This is a genomic window from Actinophytocola glycyrrhizae, assembly GCF_042653545.1.
GTDB classification, from domain to species: Bacteria; Actinomycetota; Actinomycetes; order Mycobacteriales; family Pseudonocardiaceae; genus Actinophytocola; species Actinophytocola glycyrrhizae.
The window spans coordinates 104,230-125,896 of sequence record NZ_JBHSIS010000004.1 but is presented as its reverse complement, the minus strand read 5'-3'; the positions used below and the strand labels follow the sequence as shown (position 1 = coordinate 125,896).

Genomic DNA, 21,667 nt, shown 5'->3' with positions numbered 1-21,667 from the left:
GGTTCTACCTGGCCGCCGCGACGGTCCAGGGGTCGGTGCGAAGAGTGGACACGGTGATGTCGACGTTACCGCCGAAGGCATCGCGCAGGATCGCCGCCGCCTGTTCGCACCACGGCCACTCGCTGGCCCAGTGCGCGACGTCGACGAGCGCGGGCGCGCCCGCCACCGCCGCGTGTTCGCTGGCGGGGTGATGGCGCAGGTCAGCGGTCACGTAGGCGTCCACGCCCAGCCGCGCGACCGCACCGAGGTAGGAGTCGCCCGCGCCGCCGGACACCGCGACTGTCCTGATGGGACGATGCGGGTCGCCCGCGCCGCGCACCCCGGCCGCGGTCGCGGGAAGCGCGGCGGCGACCCGCTCGACGAACGCGCCGAACGGTTCGGGCTCCGGCAGTTCGCAGAGCCGCCCGATGCCGGTGACCCCGTCCTCGGCGGGAGCGATCGGGCCGACGACCGTGAGGCCGAGTGCGCCGGCGAGCGCGTCGGACACGCCGGGGCTGGCCGAGTCCGCGTTGGTGTGCGCGCAGAACAGGCCGGCACCGGCACGGATCAACCGGTGCACGAGCCCGCCCTTCGGGGTGCTCGCGGGCACCCCGTGCACACCACGCAGGAGCAGCGGGTGGTGCGCGACCACCAGCCCGGCCTCCATGGCGAGTGCCTCGTCCACCGTGGACTCGACGGGGTCGACGCACACCAGCACGCGGTCGACGCGCTCCTCGGGGTCCCCGCACACGAGCCCGACCGCGTCCCACGACTCGGCCAGCGCGGGCGGGTAGGCCGCGTCGAGCACCTCGACGACGTCTCCGACGGTCGTCACTGTGTCAGTACCTCCAGGTCGGTGTCGCTGGTGAGTTCCGCGAGCGCGGTGAGCAGGTCCTGGCAGCGGGCCGGTGCGCGCACCGCCACCCGCAGGTGGTCGGCGGTCAGCCCGGGAAAGGTGTCGCCGCGCCGGACCGCGATCCCCCGATCTCGCAGTCCGGCGCGGACCCGTTCGCCGTCGCGCACCCGTAGCAGCAGGTATGGCGCGGCAGCCGGTTGGAACACGTGCACCCCGGGCAAACGGTTCAGCTGGGCGACGAGCCACGTGCGGTGCGCGGCCAGTTCGACCGCCGCCTGTTCGGCCTCGGCGACCGCGTGCGGCTCGGAGCAGGCGGCGACCGCTTCCAGCACGAGCGTCCCGACCGGCCAGTGCGGGCGGTGCTTTCCCAGGCGCCGCAACAACTCCGGCGCGCCGAGCGCGTACCCGGCACGCAGGCCGGGCAGCGCCCACGTCTTGGTGAGGCTGCGCAGCACGAGCAGCCCGGGCAGGCCGCTGCTCGCGAGCGACTCGCGTTCGCCAGGCACCGCGTCCATGAACGCCTCGTCGACGACCAGCACCCGGCCGGGCCGCGCGAGGCGCGCGATCTCCGCCGCCGACCGCAGTTCGCTGGTCGGGTTGGTGGGGTTGCCGACGACGACCAGGTCCGCGTCGTCCGGGACGCTGCCATCGCCCAGGCCGCCGAAGACGCGGTGGACGGGCACGCCCGCGTCCCGCAGCGCCACCTCTGGCTCGGTGAACGACGGGTGCGGCAGCGCGGCGAGTTTCGGCCGCAGCGCCGGGAGCAGCGCGAAACCCTCGGCGGCACCGCCCAGGATCAGCACCTCGTCGGGGTCGCGGCGGTGGCGGGCCGCGACGGCCTCCCGCGCCCGCCGGTCGTCGGCGGCGGACGGGTAGGTGCCGAGCCGGTCGACGGCGGCGACCAGGCGTTCGCGCAGCCACGCGGGCGGGGCCGTGCCCCGGACGTTCACCGCGAAGTCCTGCAGGCCCGGCTCCGCGTCCACGTCGCCGTGATGCCGCAGGTCAGTCACGTGCTGGATCCTAGGCGGTACCGCGCGGGCCCCACGCCGAGGAGCTTGGTGAAGTGGCGCGTCAGGTGTGCCTGGTCGTAGAAGCCGGACATCGTCGCCGCCGCCGCGGGCGGGTGACCGGCGAGCAGGTGGCGGCGGGCCAGCTCGAGGCGGCGGCCCGTGACGTACCGGTGCGGCGGGATGCCGAACTCGCGGCTGAACGCCCGCACCAGCGACACCGGGTGCGCCGCCAGCAGCCGCGCCGCCTCGTCCAGGGTCGGGGTGCCCGGCAGGTGCGCGTCGAGCAGCTCACGCAGCCGGTGCGCCGTGGCGGCCCGCACCGGGGGCGGCGCGTCGGCGCCGTTCAGGTGCTGCCGCAGGCGGTCGCGGACGAGCGCGAACCGGCTCTGCGCCTCCAGGTCCTCGGTGCGCAGCGACAGGTGGAGCTGGTGGACGCGCTGCCGCAGCAGCGGGTCTGCGAGCGACGGGTGGTCCACGGCGGCGCCGACGCCGGTCAGCGTGTCGCTCGCCAGGTACAGGACCCGTTTGCGGAAGCCCTCCGGCCGCACGGACCGGCCGTCGTGCGGGACGCCCGGCGGCAACAGCGTGACCTGCTCGCGGAGCGCGCCGTGCTCGTGGCGGTCCAGGTCGTAGCGCACGACGCCGTCGTCGACGATCAGCAGCGTCCAGGCGTCGTGGGTGTGCGAGGGGTACGCGTGGGTGGTGAACCGCGCGTGGAACACCTCGTGGATGCCGGGCACGTCCGGGCGCCACGCCGTGATCTCGGGGCGCATGGTTAGGAACGTACAAGACCGCGGCCACGGCGGCGGCGGATCGTGACGCGGTGAGCTTCCCAACCAAGATCGCCGTGGTCGTCCGGGACGACCTGCCGGTGTGGCAGCGGCTGAACGTGTGCGCCTTCCTGGTCAGCGGGGTCGCGGCCGCCGTGCCCGAGCTGATCGGCGAACCCTACGAGGACGCGGACGGCACGAAGTACCTCGCGATGTTCGGCCGGCCGGTGCTCGTGTTCGAGGCACCGGCGCAGGTGCTGACCGCCGCGCACGGGCGGGCCCTGTCGCGGGGCCTGCCGATGTCGGTGTTCACGGCGGACCTGTTCGCGACCGGCAACGACGCGGACAACCGGGCGGCCGTCCGCGCCGTCCCACGAGACCGGCTCGACCTCGTGGGACTCGCGGTGCACGGCCCTCGCAACGCCGTCGACAAGGTGGTGAGGGGCGCGCGGATGCACCCCTAGACTCGTCCACGTGCACGTGTGTTTCGTCTGCTCCGGCAACATCTGCCGCTCGCCGGTCGCGGCGCTGGTCCTGACCGGGCACCTGCGCCGGGCCGGCCTCGCCGACCGGGTGCGGGTCACGAGCGCGGGCATCGGCCCGTGGCACGTCGGTGAGCCCGCGGACCCGAGAGCGCGGCGGGTGCTGTCCGAGCACGGCTACCCCACGACCCACGTGGCCGCGCAGGTGAACGAGGACCACCTGTCGGCCGACCTGCTGCTCGCCATGGACGCCGGGCACGAGGCCGCACTGCGGGACCTGCTCGAGCACCAGGGCGACAGCGACGAGCGGCTCGTGATGTTCCGCTCGTTCGACCCGGACGCCACCGGGCAGGACGTGCCGGACCCGTACTACGGCGAGTTCACGAGTTTCGTCGAGGTGCTCGGCCTGGTGGAGGCCGCGATGCCGGGACTGGTCGAGTGGATCCGCGCGCACCTCGACTGAGCGGGCTGCTCGGGCAGGACGTCACCGGGTCGGTGCCGCTCGGTGGGGCGTACCGGCTGCGGCTCGCGGACGGCACCGAGGTGGTCGCGAAGCGCCACGACCACGAGAGCGGCGTGCTCGCCGAGGCCGCGGGGTTGCGGTGGCTGGCCGGCAGTTCCGGGTTCCGTTGTCCGCAGGTCATCGCGTACGACGCGGAATGGCTGGTCATCGAGGCCGTGCCGGCCGGGTCGCCGGCGGTGGCCGCCGCCGAGGCGTTCGGGCGCGGGCTCGCCGCGCTGCACCGGGCCGGGGCCGACGGGTTCGGGGCGCCGCCACCCGGTGGCCCCGTCGACGCGTGGATCGGGCTCGCGCCCATGCGGAACGAGACCGGGCCGGACTGGCCGGAGTGGTACACCGCACACCGCGTCCAGCCGTACCTGCGGACCGCCGTCGACCAGGGCGTGCTCCACGACCACGGTCCCGTCGACGCGGTGTGCGAGCGGATCGCCGAACTGGCCGGGCCCGCCGAGCCGCCCGCCAGGCTGCACGGCGACCTGTGGAGCGGCAACGTGCTGTGGGGCGCCGACGGCCGGGTCTGGCTGATCGACCCGGCCGCGCACGGCGGGCACCGCGAGACCGACCTCGCCATGCTGCACCTGTTCGGGTGCCCCCACCTGGACCGGATCGTCACCGCGTACGACGAGGCCGACCCGCTCGCCGACGGCTGGCGGGCCCGGCTCCCGCTGCACCAGCTGTTCCCGCTGCTCGTGCACACCGTGCTGTTCGGCGGCGGCTACGGGGCCAAGGCGGTGGCGGCGGCCAGGGCGGCGCTGGCCGGTCTCTAGCATGGGTGGTGTGCGGTTGCGGTTGTTGCTTCGCCCGGGATGGTTGGCGCTGACGGCGTTGGTGCTGATCTTCGCCGGTGTGTGCTTCACGCTGCTCGCGCCGTGGCAGTTCACCCGCCACGAGGAACGGGCCACCACCAACGCCGCCATCACCCACGCCGCGAACGCCAACCCGGCCGACCTCACCGAACTGCTCCCCGGCGCCGCCCGCCCGGACGCGACCACCGAGTGGCGCACCGTGCGGGTCACCGGCGAGTACCTGGCCGACGCGGAGGTCGTCGCGCGGCTGCGGACCGTGCTCGGCCAGCCCGCGTTCGAGGTGCTCACCCCGTTCCGGCTCGCGGACGGCACGGTGGCGCTGGTCGACCGCGGCTACGTGCGGCCTGCGCAGGGCGACGAGTCGGTGACGGTTCCCGAGTTCGCGGCCCCGCCGCCGGGCACCGTGACCGTGACCGCCCGCGTCCGCGCCGACGAACGCGACCCGCGCGACCGCCGCGCGGAGTCCGAGGGCGGGCGCCCGCAGGTGTACGCGGTCGGCTCCGGCGTGGTCGAACGCGCGACCGGCCTCGACCTGCGTCCCGGCTACCTGCAACTGGAGGACGGCAGCCCCGGCGTGCTCAGCGCGCTGCCGCTGCCCAGCCTGGAGGCCGGTCCGTACCTGTCGTACGCGCTGCAGTGGATCGCCTTCGGCACGATGGCCATCCTCGCCTGGCTGTACTTCACGTGGCGCGAGATCAAACCGGGCGGCGTGCTGGCCACCCCGAAACCCGACCACCAGCGCAGGCGGGTCTCGGTGGCACAGCAGATCGCGGACGAAGAGGCCCGCGAACGAGCGTTGAGCGAGCACGGCGCCTGATCCCGGCTCCCTCGGCGCCTGCTCAGCGGCGGCGGCCGCGGCCGCGGAGCAGGGCCAGCAGTGCGGTGACCGCCGCGGTCAGGCCGCCCACCACGCGGGACAGTTCCACCGCTCGTGTGACGTGCCCCGAGTCCGGGGTGCGGCCCTCGCCCAGGATGGGGCGTTCCTCCACGCCGTGGCGGTAGACCGTGCGGCCGCCGAGGCGGACCTCCAGCGCGCCCGCGAACGCGGCTTCCACCCGGCCCGCGTTCGGGCTCGGGTGGGCTGGGGCGTCGCGGTGCCATGCCTGCCACGCGCCGCGCCACGAGCCGCCGACCACCGGGGCGCCCGCCACCGTCAGTGCCGCGGCCAGGCGGGCCGGGGCGAGGTTCAGCAGGTCGTCGAGGCGGGCCGACGCCCAGCCGAACCTGCGGTACCTCGGTGAGCGGTACCCGACCATGGCGTCCAGGGTGTTGACCGCGCGGTAGCCGAGCAGTGCGGGCACGCCGCCGACCGCGCCCCACAACAGCGGGGCCACCACCGCGTCCGACGTGTTCTCCGCGACCGACTCGACCGCCGCCCGCGCGAGGCCGTCCGCGTCGAGGGTTTCCGGGTCGCGGCCGCACAGGTGCGGGAGCCGGTCACGGGCCGCCGGGAGATCGCCCGCGTCCAGTTCGCGGCCGATCGCCGCGCCCTGCACCGCCAGCGAGCGGCCGCCGAGCACCAGCCACGTCGCCGCCGCCGTCGTCAGTGCCTGCAGCACCGGGTTGCGCCTGCCTGCCCGTTCGATCGCGACGCCCATGGCCACCACGCCACCACTGCACACCGCGGCGTGCACCACGCCCGCGACCTTGTCGTCGCGGTACAGGACCTTCTCGACCCGCTGCGCCACCTGACCGAACCCGGCCACCGGATGCCGTCGCCGCGGGTCGCCGAACGTGCCGTCCGCCGCCACCCCCAGCAGCAGCCCCACCGCACGCGCCACGTTGACCAAACCGGCTCCCCCCCCCGTTCCGTGCGGTCGACACCGTAGCGCAGCCGCACCGGCTCCCCGCGAGGCAGACCGGAGGGGAACAGGGGTGGGCCGTGCTTGCCATGACAGCACTCAGCCCCAACCACCTGCGGTCCCCGGTGGCGCCGGGCCGAGACCAACGCCTCGAGTTCCGGGAGGCGGCCTAGGCCAGCGCCCAGCCCTTGATCATCTGGTAGGCGATCGACGTCGGGCCGGGGAGCTTCAGGTCGGGTGACTCCGTGGCCAGTGCCTCGCGGACCACCGCGCGGGACACCCACATCGCCTCCTCGATCTCCCCGTCCGCCGGGTGCACCGGCACCGTGCCGTCGGCGACGGCCGCGAAGCCGACCATGATCGAACGGGGGAACGGCCACGGCTGGCTGCCCAGGTACCGGATGTCCGACACCTCGACGCCGACCTCCTCGGCGATCTCCCGCGCCACGCACGCCTCGAGCGACTCGCCTGCCTCGACGAAACCGGCCAGCACCGAGTAGCGCGCGGGCGGCCAGATCGGCTGGCGTGCCAGCAGGACGTGCGACCCGTTGCCGCCCACGCCGTCGTGCACGAGACAGATCACCGCGGGGTCGGTGCGCGGGTACTCCTCACGGCCACAGTTCGGGCAGTGCGTGGCCCAGCCCGCGTTGCGCCGCTCGACGGCCGTGCCGCAGTTCGCGCAGAACTTCGCCTTGGCGTGCCAGCTCACCAGCGCGACCGCCGTGGTGAACAGGCCGGCCGCGGTGTCGGACAGCAGCGCGCCCGTCGTGCGCAGGTCGTGCCACTCCTCGCCGTCCTTCGACGCGCCGGTCCACAGCCCCCACGCCGAGTCCGGCGACGGCACTCCCTCGCGCAGCTCCTCGTCGGTCCCGCACACCCAGTAGCCGACGCCGTCCGCCTCGCCGAGCAGCATCGCGTCCGGCGGCAGCTCGCCAACGGCCGGCCGGTGGGCCAGCTCGGTCGCGCCCGAGTGGACCGGGGTACGGCCCTTGCGGTCGACGACGATCACCCGCCCGGTCTGCCACAGCTTCGCCAGACGTTCCGGGTCGGTGCGCACCGGCTCGTTGCGGTCCACGGTGGACCGCGAGAGCCGGGGCACCTCCGCGAGCTGGAACGGGACGGTCACTCGACGACGCCGCCAAGGGATCGCAGCGCCGCGAACTGTGCCGCGTCGCCGACGACGACACCGGTGAACCTGGTCGGCGAGAAGAACTCCCGTGCCGCCTGCGCGATCTGCTCCGCCGTGACCTGCGCGAGCCGGTCCGGGTGCTCGACCAGCCAGTCGGCGCCGAGGCCGAGCGGTGCCAGCGCGGCCAGCTGCGACGCGAGCCCGGTCTGCGAGGCCGTCGAGATCAGCAGCGAGCCGATCGCGTACTGGCGGACGGTGTCCACCTCCTCGGCGCTCGGCGGCACCACACCGAGCCTGCCCAGCTCGTACCGCATCTCCAGCAGCGCGGGCGCGGTGACCTCGCTCGCCGTGTCCGCGTCCACGAGCAGCGTCGCGCCGCGCACGGTGAACTCCAGCGACGACCGCGCGTGGTAGGTGTAGCCCTTGTCCTCGCGGATGTTCTCGACCAGCCGCGACGAGAAGAACCCGCCGTAGGCCAGGTTCGCGAGCTGCAGCGCCGGGTAGCGCGGGTCGCTGCGCGGGATGGCCTGCGCGGACAGCCGCAGCTGCGACTGCACCGCACCCGGCCGGGGCACGAACAGCACGTCGCCGCCCGCCACGTCCGGCAGGTCCGGCAGCTCGACCGCACTGGCCTGCGCCGACCAGCCGGCCAGCGCGGTGCCGATCTTCGCGATCACGGTGTCGGGCGCGACGTCGCCGACGAACACCAGCACCGAACCCCTGGGCAGCACCGACGCGCGGTGCATGGCCCGCACCTCGTCGACGGTGACGGTCGCGACGTCCGCCGCCTCCGGCGTCTCGCGGGTGAACGGGTGGTCGCCGTACCGGTGCCGCTGCAGCGCCTCGCGGGCGATCACGCTCGGCTGCGACCGGGCGACGGCGATCCGCTCGACCAGCCGAGCCCGCTCGCCCTCGACCTCCTCGTCGCGGTACGCGGCGCCGGTCAGCGCGTCGGCCAGCACGTCCAGCAGCGTGTCCAGGCCGCTCGCCAGCGCGTTGCCGCCGATCGCGAGCCGCTCCGGGTCCACCCCGGCGCCGAGTTCGCCGCCGACCAGCGCGATGTCGGTGTCCATGGCGACGCGGTCGCGGCGCTGCGTGCCGGTGAGGATCGTGGCGGCGAGGACCTCGGCGACCGCCGCGTGCCGCCGGTCGGTGCCCGCGAACGGGATCCGCAGCCGCACCTCGGCCATCGGCACGGTCGGCTGGTGCACCGCGATGACCCGCAGACCGTTGTCCAGCACCGTGTCCACGGACTCGAGGCCGGTGGCCGAACGCTGCTCACCGAGTTCGGGCAGCGGCCGGGGACCCCGCTCGGTGCGGCCGATCTCGGCAGCCGTACGAAAAGTCACTTCTCTCCTCCTGCCGGGGACACGGTGAGGACCGCGCGCGAGTCGGGGCGCAACGCCTTGGCGGCGGCGGCCACGGCGTCCGGCGTGACCGCCGAGAGCCGGTCGGTGAGCTGGTAGACGAGGCCGGGTTCGCCGTAGAGCAGCTCGAACGAGCCCAGCGCCAGCGTGCGGGACACCAGCCGGTCGTGCTCGCGGTGCAGGCCCGCGACCCAGCGGGCGGTGACCTTCGCCAGTTCCTGGTCGGACGGTGCGGTGGTGGCGAGCTTGTCCAGCTCCTCGTCGACCGCGGCGAGCACCCGGTCGCGGGTGACGTCCGGCGAGTACACGGCGGTGATCGTGAACGTGTCCGGGTCGCGTGCCTCGAACGGGCCGAACAGGCCACAGGCCGCGTTGACGTCGGTCACCAGCGGTTCACGCAGGACCAGGCGCTGCTGCAGCCGGGACCCGTCGCCCTCGGCGAGCACCGAGGCGAGCACCAGGTTGGCGAGGTAGCCGTCCATCTCGGCGATCGGGTCGGGCATGCGGTAGCCGATCGCGAGCGCGGGCAGCGGCGCGTGCGGGTCGACGTGCTCGGACTCCAGCTGGCCTGCGGGCCTCGGCTCCCCGAACGAGGGCCGGTCCGGCGCCGGGCGCGCCGGCACGTCGCCGAAGTGCTTCTCGATCAGGTCGCGGGCGCGCACGAGGTCGAGGTCACCGGCGACGGTCAGCACCGCGTTGGCCGGCGCGTAGTAGGTGTCGAAGAACTGCGCGCAGTCGTCCAGGTTCGCCGACTCCAGCTCGGTGAAGTCGCCGTAACCGTTGTGGGCGTTGGGGAAGGTCTGGTACAGCACCGGCGGCAGCAGGATCCACGGGAACCCGCCGTACGGCCGGTTCAGCACGTTCAGCCGGATCTCTTCCTTGACCACGTCGATCTGGTTCCGCAGGTTCTCCGCGGTGATCTTGGGCGCCCGCATGCGGTCGGCCTCGAGGAACAGCGCCCGCTCCAGCCCCGCGGACGGCAGCACCTCGAAGTAGTCCGTGTAGTCGGGGTGTGTCGAGCCGTTGAACGTGCCGCCCGACGACTGGACGTGCCGGAAGTGGGCCAGCTTCTCGAGGCTCTCACTGCCCTGGAACATGAGGTGCTCGAAGAGGTGCGCGAAGCCCGTGCGGCCCTCCGGTTCGGAGCGGAACCCCACGTCGTAGTGCACGCTGACACCGACGACCGGTGCCGTCGGGTCGGGGGCGAGCACCACGCGCAGTCCGTTGGGAAGCGTGAACCGGGTCAGCTCATTTCCTGGCATGCCCGCAGCCTACGTGTCCCCACCGACACCCGGCGCCCGGCTCGTGCCGGTTGATCACCCCACCGGATCGGCCCGAGGAACCGGTCAGCGCACCTGTCACTTCATCGACCCGCGCGAGTGCCGCGCGGCTACCGCCCCAGGGCGCCGTCCAAAGCCAACAGGAAAGCGGCGAACCGCGCGGGGAACCCGGCGGGATCGCCCGTCTCGTACCAGTAGATGCCGGGTGTCCCGTCCGCGGCGGCGTCGAGGCCGGCGAACCGGCGGATCCACCCGTCGGCCTCACCGAGCACCACCGCGTACGGCAGCGACCGGGACAGCACCATCTCCCGGTCCTCGGCGGGGATCGCGGCGGCCTCGGTGGTGCGCAGGTAGTTCAGCAACCCGCGGATCTGCTGCACCAGAACGGAACCACGTCTGGTCCTGGCGGGCATCATCCGCGCGCCCAGCGCCAGCCCGAGCCCGCCGACGACGAGCGCGAGCCCCAGCAGCGCGTGCCCGACGGTCAGCGCCAGCACGACGGTCGCGGCCACCCCGGCCACCGCCAGCAACACCCCGACCAGCGACCACAGCGACCGGTCGTGGTCTGGCCGCCGCGCGAACCACTCCCGCTTCACGACATCGGTGTAGAGCGACTCGCGGACCGCGCCGACATCCACCCGCAGTGCGGTGAGCGGCACCTCGGCGACATCCCCCAGAACCTGCTGGTAGACCGCCCGCTCGTAGTCGGTGAGCGCGGCGTCCGGCGGGTTGCGGCGCACCAGGACCCACTCGGCCGGCCCGTTCTCCCGCACCGAGAGGTAGTTCCGCACGGCGAGGTCGACCACGGTCGCCGTCACGTCCGCGACGTCCACGCGCTCGTCCACGACGGTGCCGACCTGCCCTGGCAGTACCCCGTCCGGGGACGCGAACGCGACCCGGCCGCCGTCGCCGGTCATCAGCAGCTCGACCTGGCCCGCGGCACCGGCGAGCGCACGGGCGTCCCGGCCCCTTGCCAGCCACAGCACCACGAAACCGCCGGTCAGCAACAGCACCAGCGCACCGAGCCCCATCGCGCCGGCCGTGGTCAGCGCGAACGCGCTCGCGGTGCCGATGTCGTCGAACCTGGCGTTCGCCCCGACCGTCCCGGCAGGCAGGTGCACGGTCAGGTCGACGCGCTGCCCGGCAGGCAGCTTCTCCTGCACGACCCGCAGCACCTGCGACGAGTCGGCGAGCGCGGACCGGCACGGCGAGTCGGTGCCGAACGCCCCGGCGAGGCACACCACCGCCGCCGGCTGGGCCGGCGCGATGAACGAGGCACGCAGCAGCCGCACGTCGGTGTCCCATCCGCTCGCGACCTGCCACCGCACCTCCTGGTGCCCCGCGACGTCGGTGACCGCACCGTCCACCTGGTAGGTGACGGTGGTGGCGCCCTCCCCGAGCCGCATGACGAACTCGTCGCCGGTCACCTCGGTCGTGCCGTTGCCGGTGACCTCGACGTCCCGGATCGTGAACACGCGGTCCCGGTCGTCACCGGCCCTGATCCGCAGCGGCGCGTGGCGCGTCATCGTCTCGCGTGCCCGCACGAACACCTGCTCGGTGACCGAAAGACTGCCGTCGCGCTCCACCTTCAACGCGACGTTGACGCTCTCCGGCAGCAGCGGATGGCCGACGGGTGGTCCGCCCGCGCCGGTGGACTCGGCCGGTTCGCTGGGCCTGGTCGGCTTGAGGTCCCCGAAATCCCCGCTCGGCGGGGCCGTTCCCGGCCACTCCAGCGTCGGCACGGACGACGGCGGCACGGGGACCGACGGCAGGGTCGGCTGTTCCTCCGCCCCTGCCCCGGAAGCCAGTCCCACCAGCACGCACGCGGCCAACGCCGCCGCGGGAATCCCCCACTTCGCCAACACGCCTGCGGAGGATAGCCGAGGGCCCATATGCTCACCGGCTGTCTGACACAAGCAGGGGGAGACGGGGATGACGCAGCCGCCACCTGGTCCGTGGCGACCTACCGGGCCGCTGCCACCACCACAGGCGCGGCCGCTGCCACCCCGTCCCGCCGGGTACGGCCCGCCACCCGGTCAGCACCTCCAGCGGCCGCCGACGCGGCCGTACCCGATGCCGCCGGGGGCACCGCCGCAGTACCCGCCGCCGTACCCGCCGCCGTGGTCGCAGTACCCGGGGCACCAGCACCTGTTGGCGCCCCGCAAGAAGTCGAACACGGCCGCTCTGGTCGGCACGCTGATCGTGGTCGTGCTGTTCGCCGCGGTCGCGCTGGTCGGCGTGATCGCCATGAACGGCAAGGGGGACAGCGTCGCCGACACCGGGTACGGCGACGAGGAGACCACCACGACGACGACCACGTCGGCGGACCACTCGTCCACCTCGTACGAGACGTCGACGACCACCACGACGACCACCACCGACGAGGAGACCACGGACGACAGCCCGACGCAGACCACGCGGGCGGGGCCCCAGCCGGTGTACGCGCTGGAGGACAACCCGCTGTTCGCCGGCGACGTCGGCACCCCGGCGGTGACGTGCGACCTGGCCGGGTGGGAGACCAGCCCCGCCGGTGCGGCAGCGTTCTTCCAGAGCGCGCTGCCGTGCCTGGACGCGGCGTGGCAGCCGGTCATGGAGTACCAGGGCCTGCCGTTCTTCACGCCGGGCCTCGCGTTCCCGGAGGGCACGGAGTGGTCGAGCCCGTGCGGTGACGTGTCCGCAGGGGGCGGTGCGGTCGCGGCGTTCTACTGCAGCTACGACAACACGCTGTACATGCCGTTCGCCGGGCTGCAGACCGAGATGTACGGCGCGCGGCCCGGGGTGTACCTGGCGGTGCTCGCGCACGAGTACGGCCACCACGTGCAGGCCATGAGCGGGGTCATGGACACCTACTGGGACGCCAGGTACGACGCGGGCGCGGACAGCGAGGCCGGGCTGGAGCTGTCCCGCCGGTTCGAGCTGCAGGCGCAGTGCTTCTCGGGGATGTTCCTCGCCGCGACGTACGGCCGGGGCTCGGTGGACGACGACATCCTCACCGACGCCCGCACCACCCAGGACCGCGGCGACCACAACCCGGGCATGCCCCGCGACCACGGCAGCGACGAACACGCCATCGCGTGGTGGGAACAAGGCGCACAACGAAACCGCACCTACGAGTGCAACACCTGGCTGTCCCCACCAGAAGACGTCTCCTAACCCCCAACCCCACCCAAACCCGCGAGTCCCCCGCTCAGAACCCGCGAGTCCCCCGTTCAGAACCCGCGAGTCCCCCGTTCAAGACCCGCGAGTCCCCCGTTCAGAACCCGCGAGTTCCCCATTCAGGACTCGCGAGCTGTCGGTTCACGACGGACAAGTCGACGGTTCGGCTCTGTCGCCAATCAGGGCGAACCGTCAGTTCGCGAGTCCCGAACCGGGGACTCGCGGGTCCCGAACCGGGGACTCGCGGGTTCTGAACCGGGGACTCGCGGGTTTGAGTGGGGCTTGCGGGGGTTAGGTCGGGTGGCGGGTGGGGCGTAGTAGGAAGGCGTAGCCTGCGCCTGCTGTGCTGCTGAGCACGAGCAGTAGCAGGCCGAGGCCCTCACCGTCCTTGGTGTCGCCCACCGTCGCGTCGGCGGCGTGGACCAGCAGGTCGTCGTTCAGCGGGCCCGGGGGCACTGTCACCTCCACCGGTTCGCCTTCGGCGTGTCCGCAGCCGTCGAACCTGACCCGGTGGTCCTTGCCGCCTGCCTTGAACGCCACCGTTTCCGGTGCGCCGGCACGGTCGCACGGCACCCCCGTCACCACTGTCGCGCGGGCCGTGCTGCCCTCGTCCTCCTCCGACGTACCCAACAGGCCGACGGTGTCGACGAGCACGGCGATCAGCACCCCGAGCACGACGACCCCGGTGCCCGCCGCCGCCAACCGCAGGTAGTCGGGTGGGATGAGCACGCCCCAGATCCGCACGCGGCGATCGTCCCAGACACCGGCGGCGGTCCGACAGGTCAGTCCTTGCCTGCGCGGGTCACTTTCTTGACGTACAGCAGCCGGTCGCCTGGCTCCAGCGCGTCCGCCTCCGGGTGGTCGACGCGGTACAGCTTTCCGTTGCGCACCACGCCGAGCACGATGTCCGGCAGGTGCCTCGGCGACCCGCCGATCTCGCTCTCCTCGACGTCCCGCTCGGCGATCGCGAGCCCGGACTCCGGCGTGATCAGGTCCTCGACCATGTCGACGACCGTCGGCGTGTGCGTCGCCATGCCGAGCAGCCTGCCCGCGGTCTCGCTGGACACCACGACCTGGTTCGCACCGGACTGGCGCAGCAGGTGCACGTTCTCCGCCTCCCGCACCGCGGCCACGATCTGTGCCTTGGGCGCCAGCTCGCGGGCGGTGAGGGTGACCAGCACGGCCGAGTCGTCCCGGTTCGCCGCCACCACGACCGCCCGCGCCCTCGGCACCCCGGCGACCCGCAGTACGTCCGACCGCGTGCCGGAGCCGTGCACGGTGACGAGGCCGAGCGCGGAGGCCGTCTCCAGCATCGCGTGGTCGGTGTCCACGACCACGATCTGCTCCGGCTCCACGCCGTCGGTCAGCACGGAACGCACGGCGGACCGGCCCTTGGTGCCGTACCCGACGACCACCACGTGATCGCGCACCTTCGACCTCCATCGTTGCAGCTTGAACGCCTGGCGGGAGCGCTCGGTGAGCACCGCGAGGGTGGTGCCGACCAGGACGATAAGGAACAGGACCCGCAGCGGGGTGATGACCAGGACGTTGACGAGTCTGGCCGACGAGCTGACCGGCGTGATGTCGCCGTAGCCGGTGGTCGAGAGCGACACCGTCGCGTAGTACACGGCGTCGAGGAACGACAGGCCGTCCCCGTTGCTGTCGCGGTAGCCGTCCCGGCCGAAGTACACGAGGAGCACGGCCACGAACAGGGCCACGAGCGCCCAGACGATCCGCCGCACGATCGACGTGATCGGGCTGACGGTGGACTCCGGCATGCGGATCACGCCGACCAGGGAGTGGTCCGGCCGGTCGGTGAGCCGCTCGGCGAAGCGCAGCTTGCGCAGCCGCCGCACCGCCGGCTCGTCTTGGCTGGTCACGTGGGGAGATTAGCCGTGGTGGCCGCCGCACGCGTGGCGGACCCGCGGTTTCCGTCCGGCCGCGGGTGAGGTGCGGGAACGCCCGGCCACCCCGCACCGGGGGCACGACGACGACCTTGTCGTTCGCGCCGCCCTCAGCTGGTCGGGATCCCCCGCAGCAGTGTCCGCAGGGCGGGCGCGTCCATCAGGTCCACCGGCCGCAGCGTCACGTCGGTCCGGACGTAGTGGAACGCCGCGCGCACCTGCGACACCGGCACGTCGTTCAGGCTCGCCCACGCCAGCCGGTAGGCCGCCAGCTGCACCGACAACGCGGGCAGCTCATCGTCCGACGGCACCGCGCCGGTCTTCCAGTCGACCACGGTCCACCCACCGTCCCGGTCGGTGAACACCGCGTCCAGCCTGCCGCGCAACGTCATCCCGTCGACGTCGCAGGTGAACGACACCTCGACCGCGGAAGGCGACCGTTCCGCCCAGTCCGACGCGAGGAACGCCTCCTGCAACGCCGCCAGGTCGGCGTCGGCCGCCGCGTCCGCGTCGGCCGAGCCGGGCAGCTCGTCGAGGTCCAGCAGCGCGCGTGAGCCGAACCGCTTCTCCAGCCACGCGTGGAACGCGGTGCCCCGCCTGGCCACCGGGTTCGGCGGGAACGGCAGCGGGCGGCGGAGCCTGCGTGCCAGCGACGCCGGGTCCCGCGCCAGCTCCACCAGCTGGCTCACGGAGATCGACTCGGGCAGCGTCACGTCCTCGCGCCGGTTCGCCGCCGCCGCGCGTTCGGCCAGGAGCACGTCGGTGTCGGCGACCCAGCCCTCCGGGTCCGGCTCCAGCGCCAGCTGCTCACCCGACCGCAGCGCTGCCAGCTCGGCACGGACCAGTGCCGCCGCGTCCTCGACGTGCCCGCGCGCGGACGACAGCGGGTCCGCGGGCCACAGCGCGGCGCGTTCCGCGGTGGCGAGCGGGTTCTCCTCGTGCTCGGGCGGTTCGGGCGCCATGAACTCGACCGAAGCGACCCCCTCGTCCATCGGTCCCACCGCGGCCGCGACCTCGGTGAAGAAGTCCGACGGCCCCTTCGGTTTGGCGCCGGTGCGGCCCCACCAGTGCGCGGACACCAGCAGCGTCCGCTCCGACCGGGTCAGGGCGACGTAGCAGAGCCGTCGTTCCTCGACGAGGTCGCGCTCGGCGAACGCCTCCGCGTGGTTGGTCAGCTCGACCTCGACCTCCTTGCGGTTGCCCGCGTTCGACAGGTCCAGCACGGGCAGGTCGGGCGAGTCGCCACGCAGCGCGGCAGGCAGCTCGGTCACGGCACGCAGCCAGCACGACGTCCGCTTCCTGCTGGGGAACACGTCGTTGACCAGGTGCGGCACCGCGACGATCTCCCATTCGAGACCTTTCGCGCTGTGCACGGTCAGGATCTGCACGCGGTCCTCGGCGACCTCCACCTCACCCGGTTCGAGCCCGTCCTCCGCGCTCTCCGCCGCCGCGAGGTAGTCCAGCAGCGCGCCGAGGCTGGCCGACGGACTGGCCTGTGCGTAGTCGGACACCACGTCGGCGAACTTGTTCAGGTGGGCCCGCCGGGCGCCGCCGACCCGCGCGGTCGCCTCGACGTCCAGCAGCATCGCGCGTTCGACGTCCGCGACCAGCTCGGGCAGCGGCTGGTCGAGCCGCCGCCGCAGCATCCGCAGCTCGCCGCCGAGCGACCGGATCCGCCGGTACCCCTCCCTGGAGTACCGCTGCGCGTCACCAGGGTCGTCGATCGCGTCGACCAGCCCGGCCTGCTCGGCGCTCTCCCCCGGCACCACGTCGACAAGTCCGCCGTCGCCGTCGGGCCGGTAGTCCCGGCCCAGTTCCGCTGCCCGCTTCCACAGCGCGGCGAGGTCGGCCGCGCCGAGCCGCCACCGCGCGCCGGTCAGCAACCGGGCCGCCGCCGCGCCCGCGAGCGGGTCGATGAGCACACGCAGCGCCGACACCAGGTCCCGCACCTCGGGTTCGTCGAGCAGACCGCCGATGCCGACGACCTCGACCGGCAACCCCCTGGCGCGCAGGGCGGCCGCGATGTCGGTCATGTCGGCGCGCCGCCGCACGAGCACCGCGGCGGTCGGCGGCCGGTCCCGTTCGTCGCTGATGAACCGCCACCGCTGGGCGATCTCGTCGGCGAGCCACCCGACCTCCGCGTTCGCGTCCGGCAGCAACGCGACACGGACGTCGGCGGAGCCCCGTCCCTGGGGGGCCCGCAGCTCGTCGACGTCGAGGCCCGCGCGGCGCAGCGGGCCGGAGATCGCGTTGGCGAGCGCGAGCACCTCGGGCGGGTTGCGGAAGCTCGTCAGCAGGCCGTAGCGGGTGGCAGGCACGAGCTCGTCGTTGTCCAGCTTGGGAAAGTCGGTGGCGAAGCGGGGCAGGTTCGCGGCACTCGCGCCACGCCAGCCGTAGATCGCCTGCACCGGGTCGCCCACGGCGGTGACCGGCATCGGGTCCCTGCCGCCGAACAGCGACCGCAGCAGGATCCGTTGCGAGTGGCCGGTGTCCTGGTACTCGTCGAGCAGCGCGGTGCCGTACCGTGCCCGCTCCCCGGCCGCCACCTCGGGTTGCGTGCTCGCGAGTTGCGCGGCCAGTGCCATCTGCTCGGCGAAGTCCAGCGCGCCCTCCTTGCGCTTCGCGTCGCCGTAGGCCTTGACCAGCGGCAGCAGCGCGAGTCGGAACCGTTGCGTGGCAACGACTTCTCTCAGGTCCTGGGACAGCTCGGCACGTTGGCGCGGGCCGCGCGGCGCGTTCTCGACGGTCGCCGCGAGGTCCTCGCTGTACTCGCGCAGCCGGTCGGTGTCGACGAGGTGCTCGGCCAGCTCACCGGCGAGCTCCAGGAGGTACCTGGTCACCGTGACCGGCACCCGCTCGGTCTCCAGGTCCTGGGTCCACGTCGACACGACGCGGTGCGCGAGCTGCCAGCACGCGGTCTCGGTCAGCAGCCGCGCGCCGGGTTCGACCGGCAGCCGCAGCCCGTGCTCGGCGACGAGCCTGCCCGCGTAGGCGTGGTAGGTCAGCACGGTCGGCTCACCCGCGTACAGGTCGGCGAGCAGTTGCCCGCCCGGGTCGAGCCGGTAGGGCACCCGCGACCCGGCGAGCCTGCGCAGCCGCGAGCGGACCCGGTCGGCGAGCTGGCGCGCGGCCTTGCGGGTGAAGGTCAGGCCCAGCACGCGGTCCGGGGCGACGATGCCGTTGGCGACGAGCCACACCACCCGTGCGGCCATGGTCTCGGTCTTGCCCGCACCCGCACCCGCGACGACCAGCGCCGGGTCGGTGGGTGCGGCGATCACCTCGGCCTGCTCGGCGGTCGGAGCGGGCAGGCCGAGTTCCTTCGCGAGTTCCCGGGGGGAGATCACCGCGGAGATCACTCGGTGACCTGCCGCCCGCTGGTGTGCATGGGGCAGCTCACGCGCACCGGGCAGCGCGGGCAGTCCGGGTTCTGCTTCGCCAGGTAGCCGGGGCCGGTGCCGGCGGCGGCCGCGTCGGCGACGACACCGGTCCAGTGCTTCACGCCGTCCTCGCCGACCGGGGCCTGGTTGCGTTCGGTCGCGGCCTTCTTGCGGTTGGCCTTCGCGACGTACAACAGCCGCGCGCCACCGGGTTCGGTGTCCAGGCCCAGCTCGACGAACGCGCCGTAGGCCGCCGCGAGCTGGTACACGGCGAGCTGCGGGTGCTCGCGGGCGTCGGCCTCGGTGACCGCGTTCCTGCCGGTCTTCACGTCGACCACGACGGGGTGGCCCTCGTTGTCGGCCTCCAGCCGGTCGACTCGGCCCCGGACCCGCACCGGCGGTTCGGTCTCCGGGAGGTCGACGGTGAAGTCGTGCTCGACCGCGACCTGCGTCAGCTCACCCCGGGTCGCCGCGACCCAGGCGAGGAACGTGTCCAGCATGGCGTGCACCCGTTGCCGCTCCCTGCGGGAGAACCACGGCGCACCCGCGTCCACGGCGTCCCACGCGCGGTCCAGCTCGGCCCGCAGGTGTACCTCGTCGGCGCCGGTCGCGGCGGCCTGCGCGAGCGCGTGCACGAGCACACCGGTGATCGACGCCAGCTCGGCGGGGTCGGTGCCGCCGTGCCGCTCGACCACCCAGCGCAGCGGGCACTTGGCCAGCATCTCGACGTTCGACGGTGAGACGGTGACGAGGTCTTCCTTGGCGCGCAGGGGATCGGCGGTGGACAGGCCGGCCAGCCCGTACCAGGTCTCGGGGCTCGCGCCGGGCACGCCGGCGTCGGCGAGGCGGGCGAGCTGGCGCGCGGCGGCGCGTCTGCGTTCCTCGGTCCCGCCGGGGTCGCAGACCGCGCGGCGCAGGTCGCCGACGAGGTCCGCGAGCACGAGCGCGCGCCGGGTGCCGCCGAGCGAGGTGGGCCTGCCCGCGTCCGCCAGTTCCTCGATGTCCACCCCGGACAGCTCGGCGAGGAACCGGGACGGCTGCTCGTCCTCGCCCCGGATGGCCGAAACCAGCAGCTTGCGGCGGGCGCGGCTCGCGGCGACGAGCAGGAGCCTGCGTTCCTCGGCGAGCAGCGGCGCGGTCGCCGACATCTGCGCCCCCGCGGTGTCGTCGAGGCCGGACAGCCGGTCGACGAGCCGTTCGACACCGAGCAGCGAGCCACGCAGCCGCAGGTCCGGCCAGGTGCCCTCCTGGACACCGAGCACCGCCACGACTGTCCATTCGCGACCGACGGCGCCGTGCGCGGTGAGCACGGACACGACGTTGTCGCGCTGCGCGGACGGGGCGAGCGTGTCCCCCACGATCCGTTGCGCGGCAAGGAAGTCGGCGAAGCCGGTGACCCCGGCACCGGGCAGCCGGTCGGCGTAGCGGGCAGCGGCGTGGAACAGGCCGACGACCGCGTCGAGGTCGCGGTCCGCCTGCGCGCCAAGGGTGCCGCCGCGCTGCGACTGCGCGACCCAGCGCTGCTCGAGCCCGCTCTGCTGCCACACCAGCCAGAGCACCTGCTCGATGCCGACGTTCTCGGCGATGGCCTTGCGTGCGGTGGCGAGCAGCCCGGCGACGCGGCGGACGCTGGTGGCCTCGACGTCGTCGAGCGCGGCGAGCAGGTCGCCGGACCTGAGCACCTCGACGATCAGCTCGTCGGACGGCCGGTCCTGCCCGGCGGCGAGGTCGAGCCTGCGCAGCCCGCGGCGCAGCCTGCGCACCGCGAGCGGGTCGGCGCCGCCGAACTGGCTCGTCAGCAGCATCTCCGCGCGTTCGGGGTCGAGCAGGCGCGGGTGGGTGGCCACGCGCAGCAGCTCCAGCAACGGCCGCACCGCTGGCTGTCTGGCCAGCGGCAGCTCGTCGGCGTCGGTGGCGACCGGCACGCCCGCGGTGGTCAGCGCGCGGTACAGCACCGGCGCGGACCGGGTGACGGACCGGCACAACACCGCCATCTCCGACCACGGCACCCCGTCGATGAGGTGCGCGCGCCGGAACTGGTCGGCGATCCACGCCGCCTCCGCGGCCTCCGTCGTGTGGAGGTGGACCTCGACGCTCCCGTTCGCGTGGGAGTTCTCGGCCTCCTCGCCCGCCACCGGCCGCTGCGGCGCGGCCCCCGGCAGCCGCGCGGCGAGCCTGCCGACGGCCGCGCGGACCGCGGGCGCCATGCGGTGCGACTCCCGCAGGACGACGGTGCCGCCCTGGGGTTCGGTGTCGGCGAGCAGCCGGGGATCGGCGCCGCGGAAGGAGAACACGGCCTGGTCGGGGTCCCCGGTGAGCACGAACTCCTTGGCGGCGAGCCCGAGCCTGGCCAGCAGCCGGTACTGGAGCGGGTCGAGGTGCTGGGCGTCGTCGACGAGCAGGTACCGCACCCGGTCCCGCTCGGAAGCGAGCAGCGCGGCGTCGGTCTCGAACGCGAGCACCGCGCCGGCGACCAGCTCGGCGGCGTCGAGCGCGGGTGCCGACTCCTGCGCGACGGCGCTGTCCGCGGCCCCGGCGAGCAGCGTGACCTGCTCGTACTGCAACGCGAACCGCCCGGCGGCGACCCATTCCGGTTGTCTGGTCTCCCGCCCGAGCCTGATCAGGTCCTCCGGCCCGAGGCCGCGCTCGGCGGCCCGGAGCATGAGGTCCCGGAGTTCCTCGGCGAACCCGGGCACGGTGAGCGCGGCCCGGAGCCGGTCGGGCCAGTAGGGCGCGTCGTCCTCGACGTCCCCGGCGAGCAGCTCACGGACGACGGCGTCCTGCTCTGGCCCGGACAGCAGCCGCGGCCCCGGCACGTCCCGCAGCTGCGCGTGCAGCCGGAGCACGGAGAACGCGTAGGAGTGGACGGTGCGCACGAGCGGTTCACGGACCGTGCGTGGCACGTCGCCGGTGTCGTCGTGCTCGGTGATCAGCCGCGCGACCGCGGCCCGCACCTCGATCGCGGCCCGCCTGCTGGCGGTGATGACGAGCAGTTGCTCTGGGTCGACCCCACCACGCAGGATGCGGTCGGCCGCGATCTCGGTGAGCAGGGTCGTCTTGCCGGTGCCGGGCCCGCCGAGCACGCGGACGAACCCGTCGGCGCCGTCGAGCACGCGCCGCACGGCCGGTTCCCACCGGGTCTCGACGCGGGGTGCAACCGGCCGGCGAACGAGCCGGGGAGCCGGCATGCTCGTGACGACCACGCCGACGATGGAACCACGCCGGGCCC

The 21,667-nt window shown here is 73.8% G+C and carries 17 protein-coding genes; 5 read left to right on the top strand and 12 right to left on the bottom strand.

What is annotated here, in order from left to right; all coding sequences use genetic code 11:
- Positions 1–4 precede the first annotated feature (4 nt).
- The 3 genes from ACFPCV_RS10405 to ACFPCV_RS10395 are packed head-to-tail and all read right to left on the bottom strand — an operon-like array spanning position 5 to position 2,618.
- Positions 5–814, bottom strand: coding sequence for a Nif3-like dinuclear metal center hexameric protein (locus ACFPCV_RS10405; RefSeq protein WP_378055872.1), 810 nt, complete (start codon positions 812–814; stop codon positions 5–7).
- Complete coding sequence (gene cobC / locus ACFPCV_RS10400; RefSeq protein ID WP_378055871.1) at positions 811–1,845, bottom strand: Rv2231c family pyridoxal phosphate-dependent protein CobC; 1,035 nt, start codon at positions 1,843–1,845, stop codon at positions 811–813. Before cobC ends, ACFPCV_RS10405 begins: the two co-directional genes overlap by 4 nt.
- The gene (locus ACFPCV_RS10395; protein WP_378055870.1) at positions 1,842–2,618 is read right to left on the bottom strand and encodes a helix-turn-helix transcriptional regulator; all 777 of its coding nucleotides are present in this window, start codon (positions 2,616–2,618) and stop codon (positions 1,842–1,844) included. Before ACFPCV_RS10395 ends, cobC begins: the two co-directional genes overlap by 4 nt.
- Before the next feature lie 50 nt (positions 2,619–2,668).
- Here ACFPCV_RS10395 and ACFPCV_RS10390 point away from each other — a divergent pair, with 50 nt between their 5' ends.
- From ACFPCV_RS10390 to ACFPCV_RS10375, 4 genes are read left to right on the top strand one after another with little or no spacing between them, the layout of a single operon-like run.
- On the top strand, positions 2,669–3,079 hold the full coding sequence (locus ACFPCV_RS10390) for a DUF2000 family protein (protein WP_378055869.1): 411 nt from the start codon (positions 2,669–2,671) through the stop codon (positions 3,077–3,079).
- Between the two features lie 10 nt (positions 3,080–3,089).
- The gene (locus ACFPCV_RS10385; protein ID WP_378055868.1) at positions 3,090–3,560 is read left to right on the top strand and encodes a low molecular weight protein-tyrosine-phosphatase; all 471 of its coding nucleotides are present in this window, start codon (positions 3,090–3,092) and stop codon (positions 3,558–3,560) included.
- Positions 3,536–4,384: a fructosamine kinase family protein gene (locus ACFPCV_RS10380; protein WP_378055867.1), complete on the top strand. Its 849-nt coding sequence runs from the start codon at positions 3,536–3,538 to the stop codon at positions 4,382–4,384. The genes ACFPCV_RS10385 and ACFPCV_RS10380 overlap by 25 nt, the downstream gene beginning before the upstream one ends.
- A 10-nt stretch (positions 4,385–4,394) precedes the next feature.
- A complete protein-coding gene (locus tag ACFPCV_RS10375) occupies positions 4,395–5,240 on the top strand; it encodes an SURF1 family cytochrome oxidase biogenesis protein (RefSeq protein WP_378055866.1) in 846 nt (281 codons plus the stop codon).
- Between the two features lie 22 nt (positions 5,241–5,262).
- Here ACFPCV_RS10375 and ACFPCV_RS10370 read toward each other — a convergent pair whose 3' ends face one another.
- From ACFPCV_RS10370 to ACFPCV_RS10350, 5 genes are all read right to left on the bottom strand, one after another.
- Complete coding sequence (locus tag ACFPCV_RS10370; RefSeq protein ID WP_378055865.1) at positions 5,263–6,213, bottom strand: cobalamin biosynthesis protein; 951 nt, start codon at positions 6,211–6,213, stop codon at positions 5,263–5,265.
- A 181-nt stretch (positions 6,214–6,394) separates the two neighbouring features.
- The gene (gene nudC / locus ACFPCV_RS10365) at positions 6,395–7,351 is read right to left on the bottom strand and encodes an NAD(+) diphosphatase (RefSeq protein ID WP_378055864.1); all 957 of its coding nucleotides are present in this window, start codon (positions 7,349–7,351) and stop codon (positions 6,395–6,397) included.
- Complete coding sequence (locus ACFPCV_RS10360) at positions 7,348–8,703, bottom strand: M16 family metallopeptidase (RefSeq protein ID WP_378055863.1); 1,356 nt, start codon at positions 8,701–8,703, stop codon at positions 7,348–7,350. The genes nudC and ACFPCV_RS10360 overlap by 4 nt, the downstream gene beginning before the upstream one ends.
- Positions 8,700–9,983 carry a M16 family metallopeptidase gene (locus tag ACFPCV_RS10355; protein WP_378055862.1) on the bottom strand — a complete coding sequence of 428 codons (1,284 nt, stop codon included), beginning with the start codon at positions 9,981–9,983 and terminating at the stop codon, positions 8,700–8,702. Before ACFPCV_RS10355 ends, ACFPCV_RS10360 begins: the two co-directional genes overlap by 4 nt.
- A 128-nt stretch (positions 9,984–10,111) precedes the next feature.
- Entirely contained in the window at positions 10,112–11,866 is a 1,755-nt protein-coding gene (locus ACFPCV_RS10350; RefSeq protein WP_378055861.1) for a DUF2207 domain-containing protein, read from the bottom strand.
- 67 nt (positions 11,867–11,933) lie between these two features.
- Here ACFPCV_RS10350 and ACFPCV_RS10345 point away from each other — a divergent pair, with 67 nt between their 5' ends.
- Positions 11,934–13,154, top strand: coding sequence for a neutral zinc metallopeptidase (locus ACFPCV_RS10345; RefSeq protein WP_378055860.1), 1,221 nt, complete (start codon positions 11,934–11,936; stop codon positions 13,152–13,154).
- Between the two features lie 294 nt (positions 13,155–13,448).
- On the opposite strand, the gene ACFPCV_RS10340 is transcribed toward ACFPCV_RS10345, so the two are convergent.
- From ACFPCV_RS10340 to ACFPCV_RS10325, 4 genes are all read right to left on the bottom strand, one after another.
- Entirely contained in the window at positions 13,449–13,901 is a 453-nt protein-coding gene (locus ACFPCV_RS10340) for a hypothetical protein (protein WP_378055859.1), read from the bottom strand.
- 38 nt (positions 13,902–13,939) lie between these two features.
- Positions 13,940–15,004 (bottom strand): potassium channel family protein, encoded by a 1,065-nt coding sequence (locus ACFPCV_RS10335; RefSeq protein ID WP_378055905.1) that lies wholly within the window; start codon positions 15,002–15,004, stop codon positions 13,940–13,942.
- A gap of 167 nt (positions 15,005–15,171) precedes the next feature.
- On the bottom strand, positions 15,172–18,414 hold the full coding sequence (locus tag ACFPCV_RS10330; RefSeq protein WP_378055904.1) for an ATP-dependent helicase: 3,243 nt from the start codon (positions 18,412–18,414) through the stop codon (positions 15,172–15,174).
- On the bottom strand, positions 18,414–21,626 hold the full coding sequence (locus tag ACFPCV_RS10325) for an ATP-dependent helicase (protein WP_378055903.1): 3,213 nt from the start codon (positions 21,624–21,626) through the stop codon (positions 18,414–18,416). Before ACFPCV_RS10325 ends, ACFPCV_RS10330 begins: the two co-directional genes overlap by 1 nt.
- Positions 21,627–21,667: the final 41 nt, after the last annotated feature.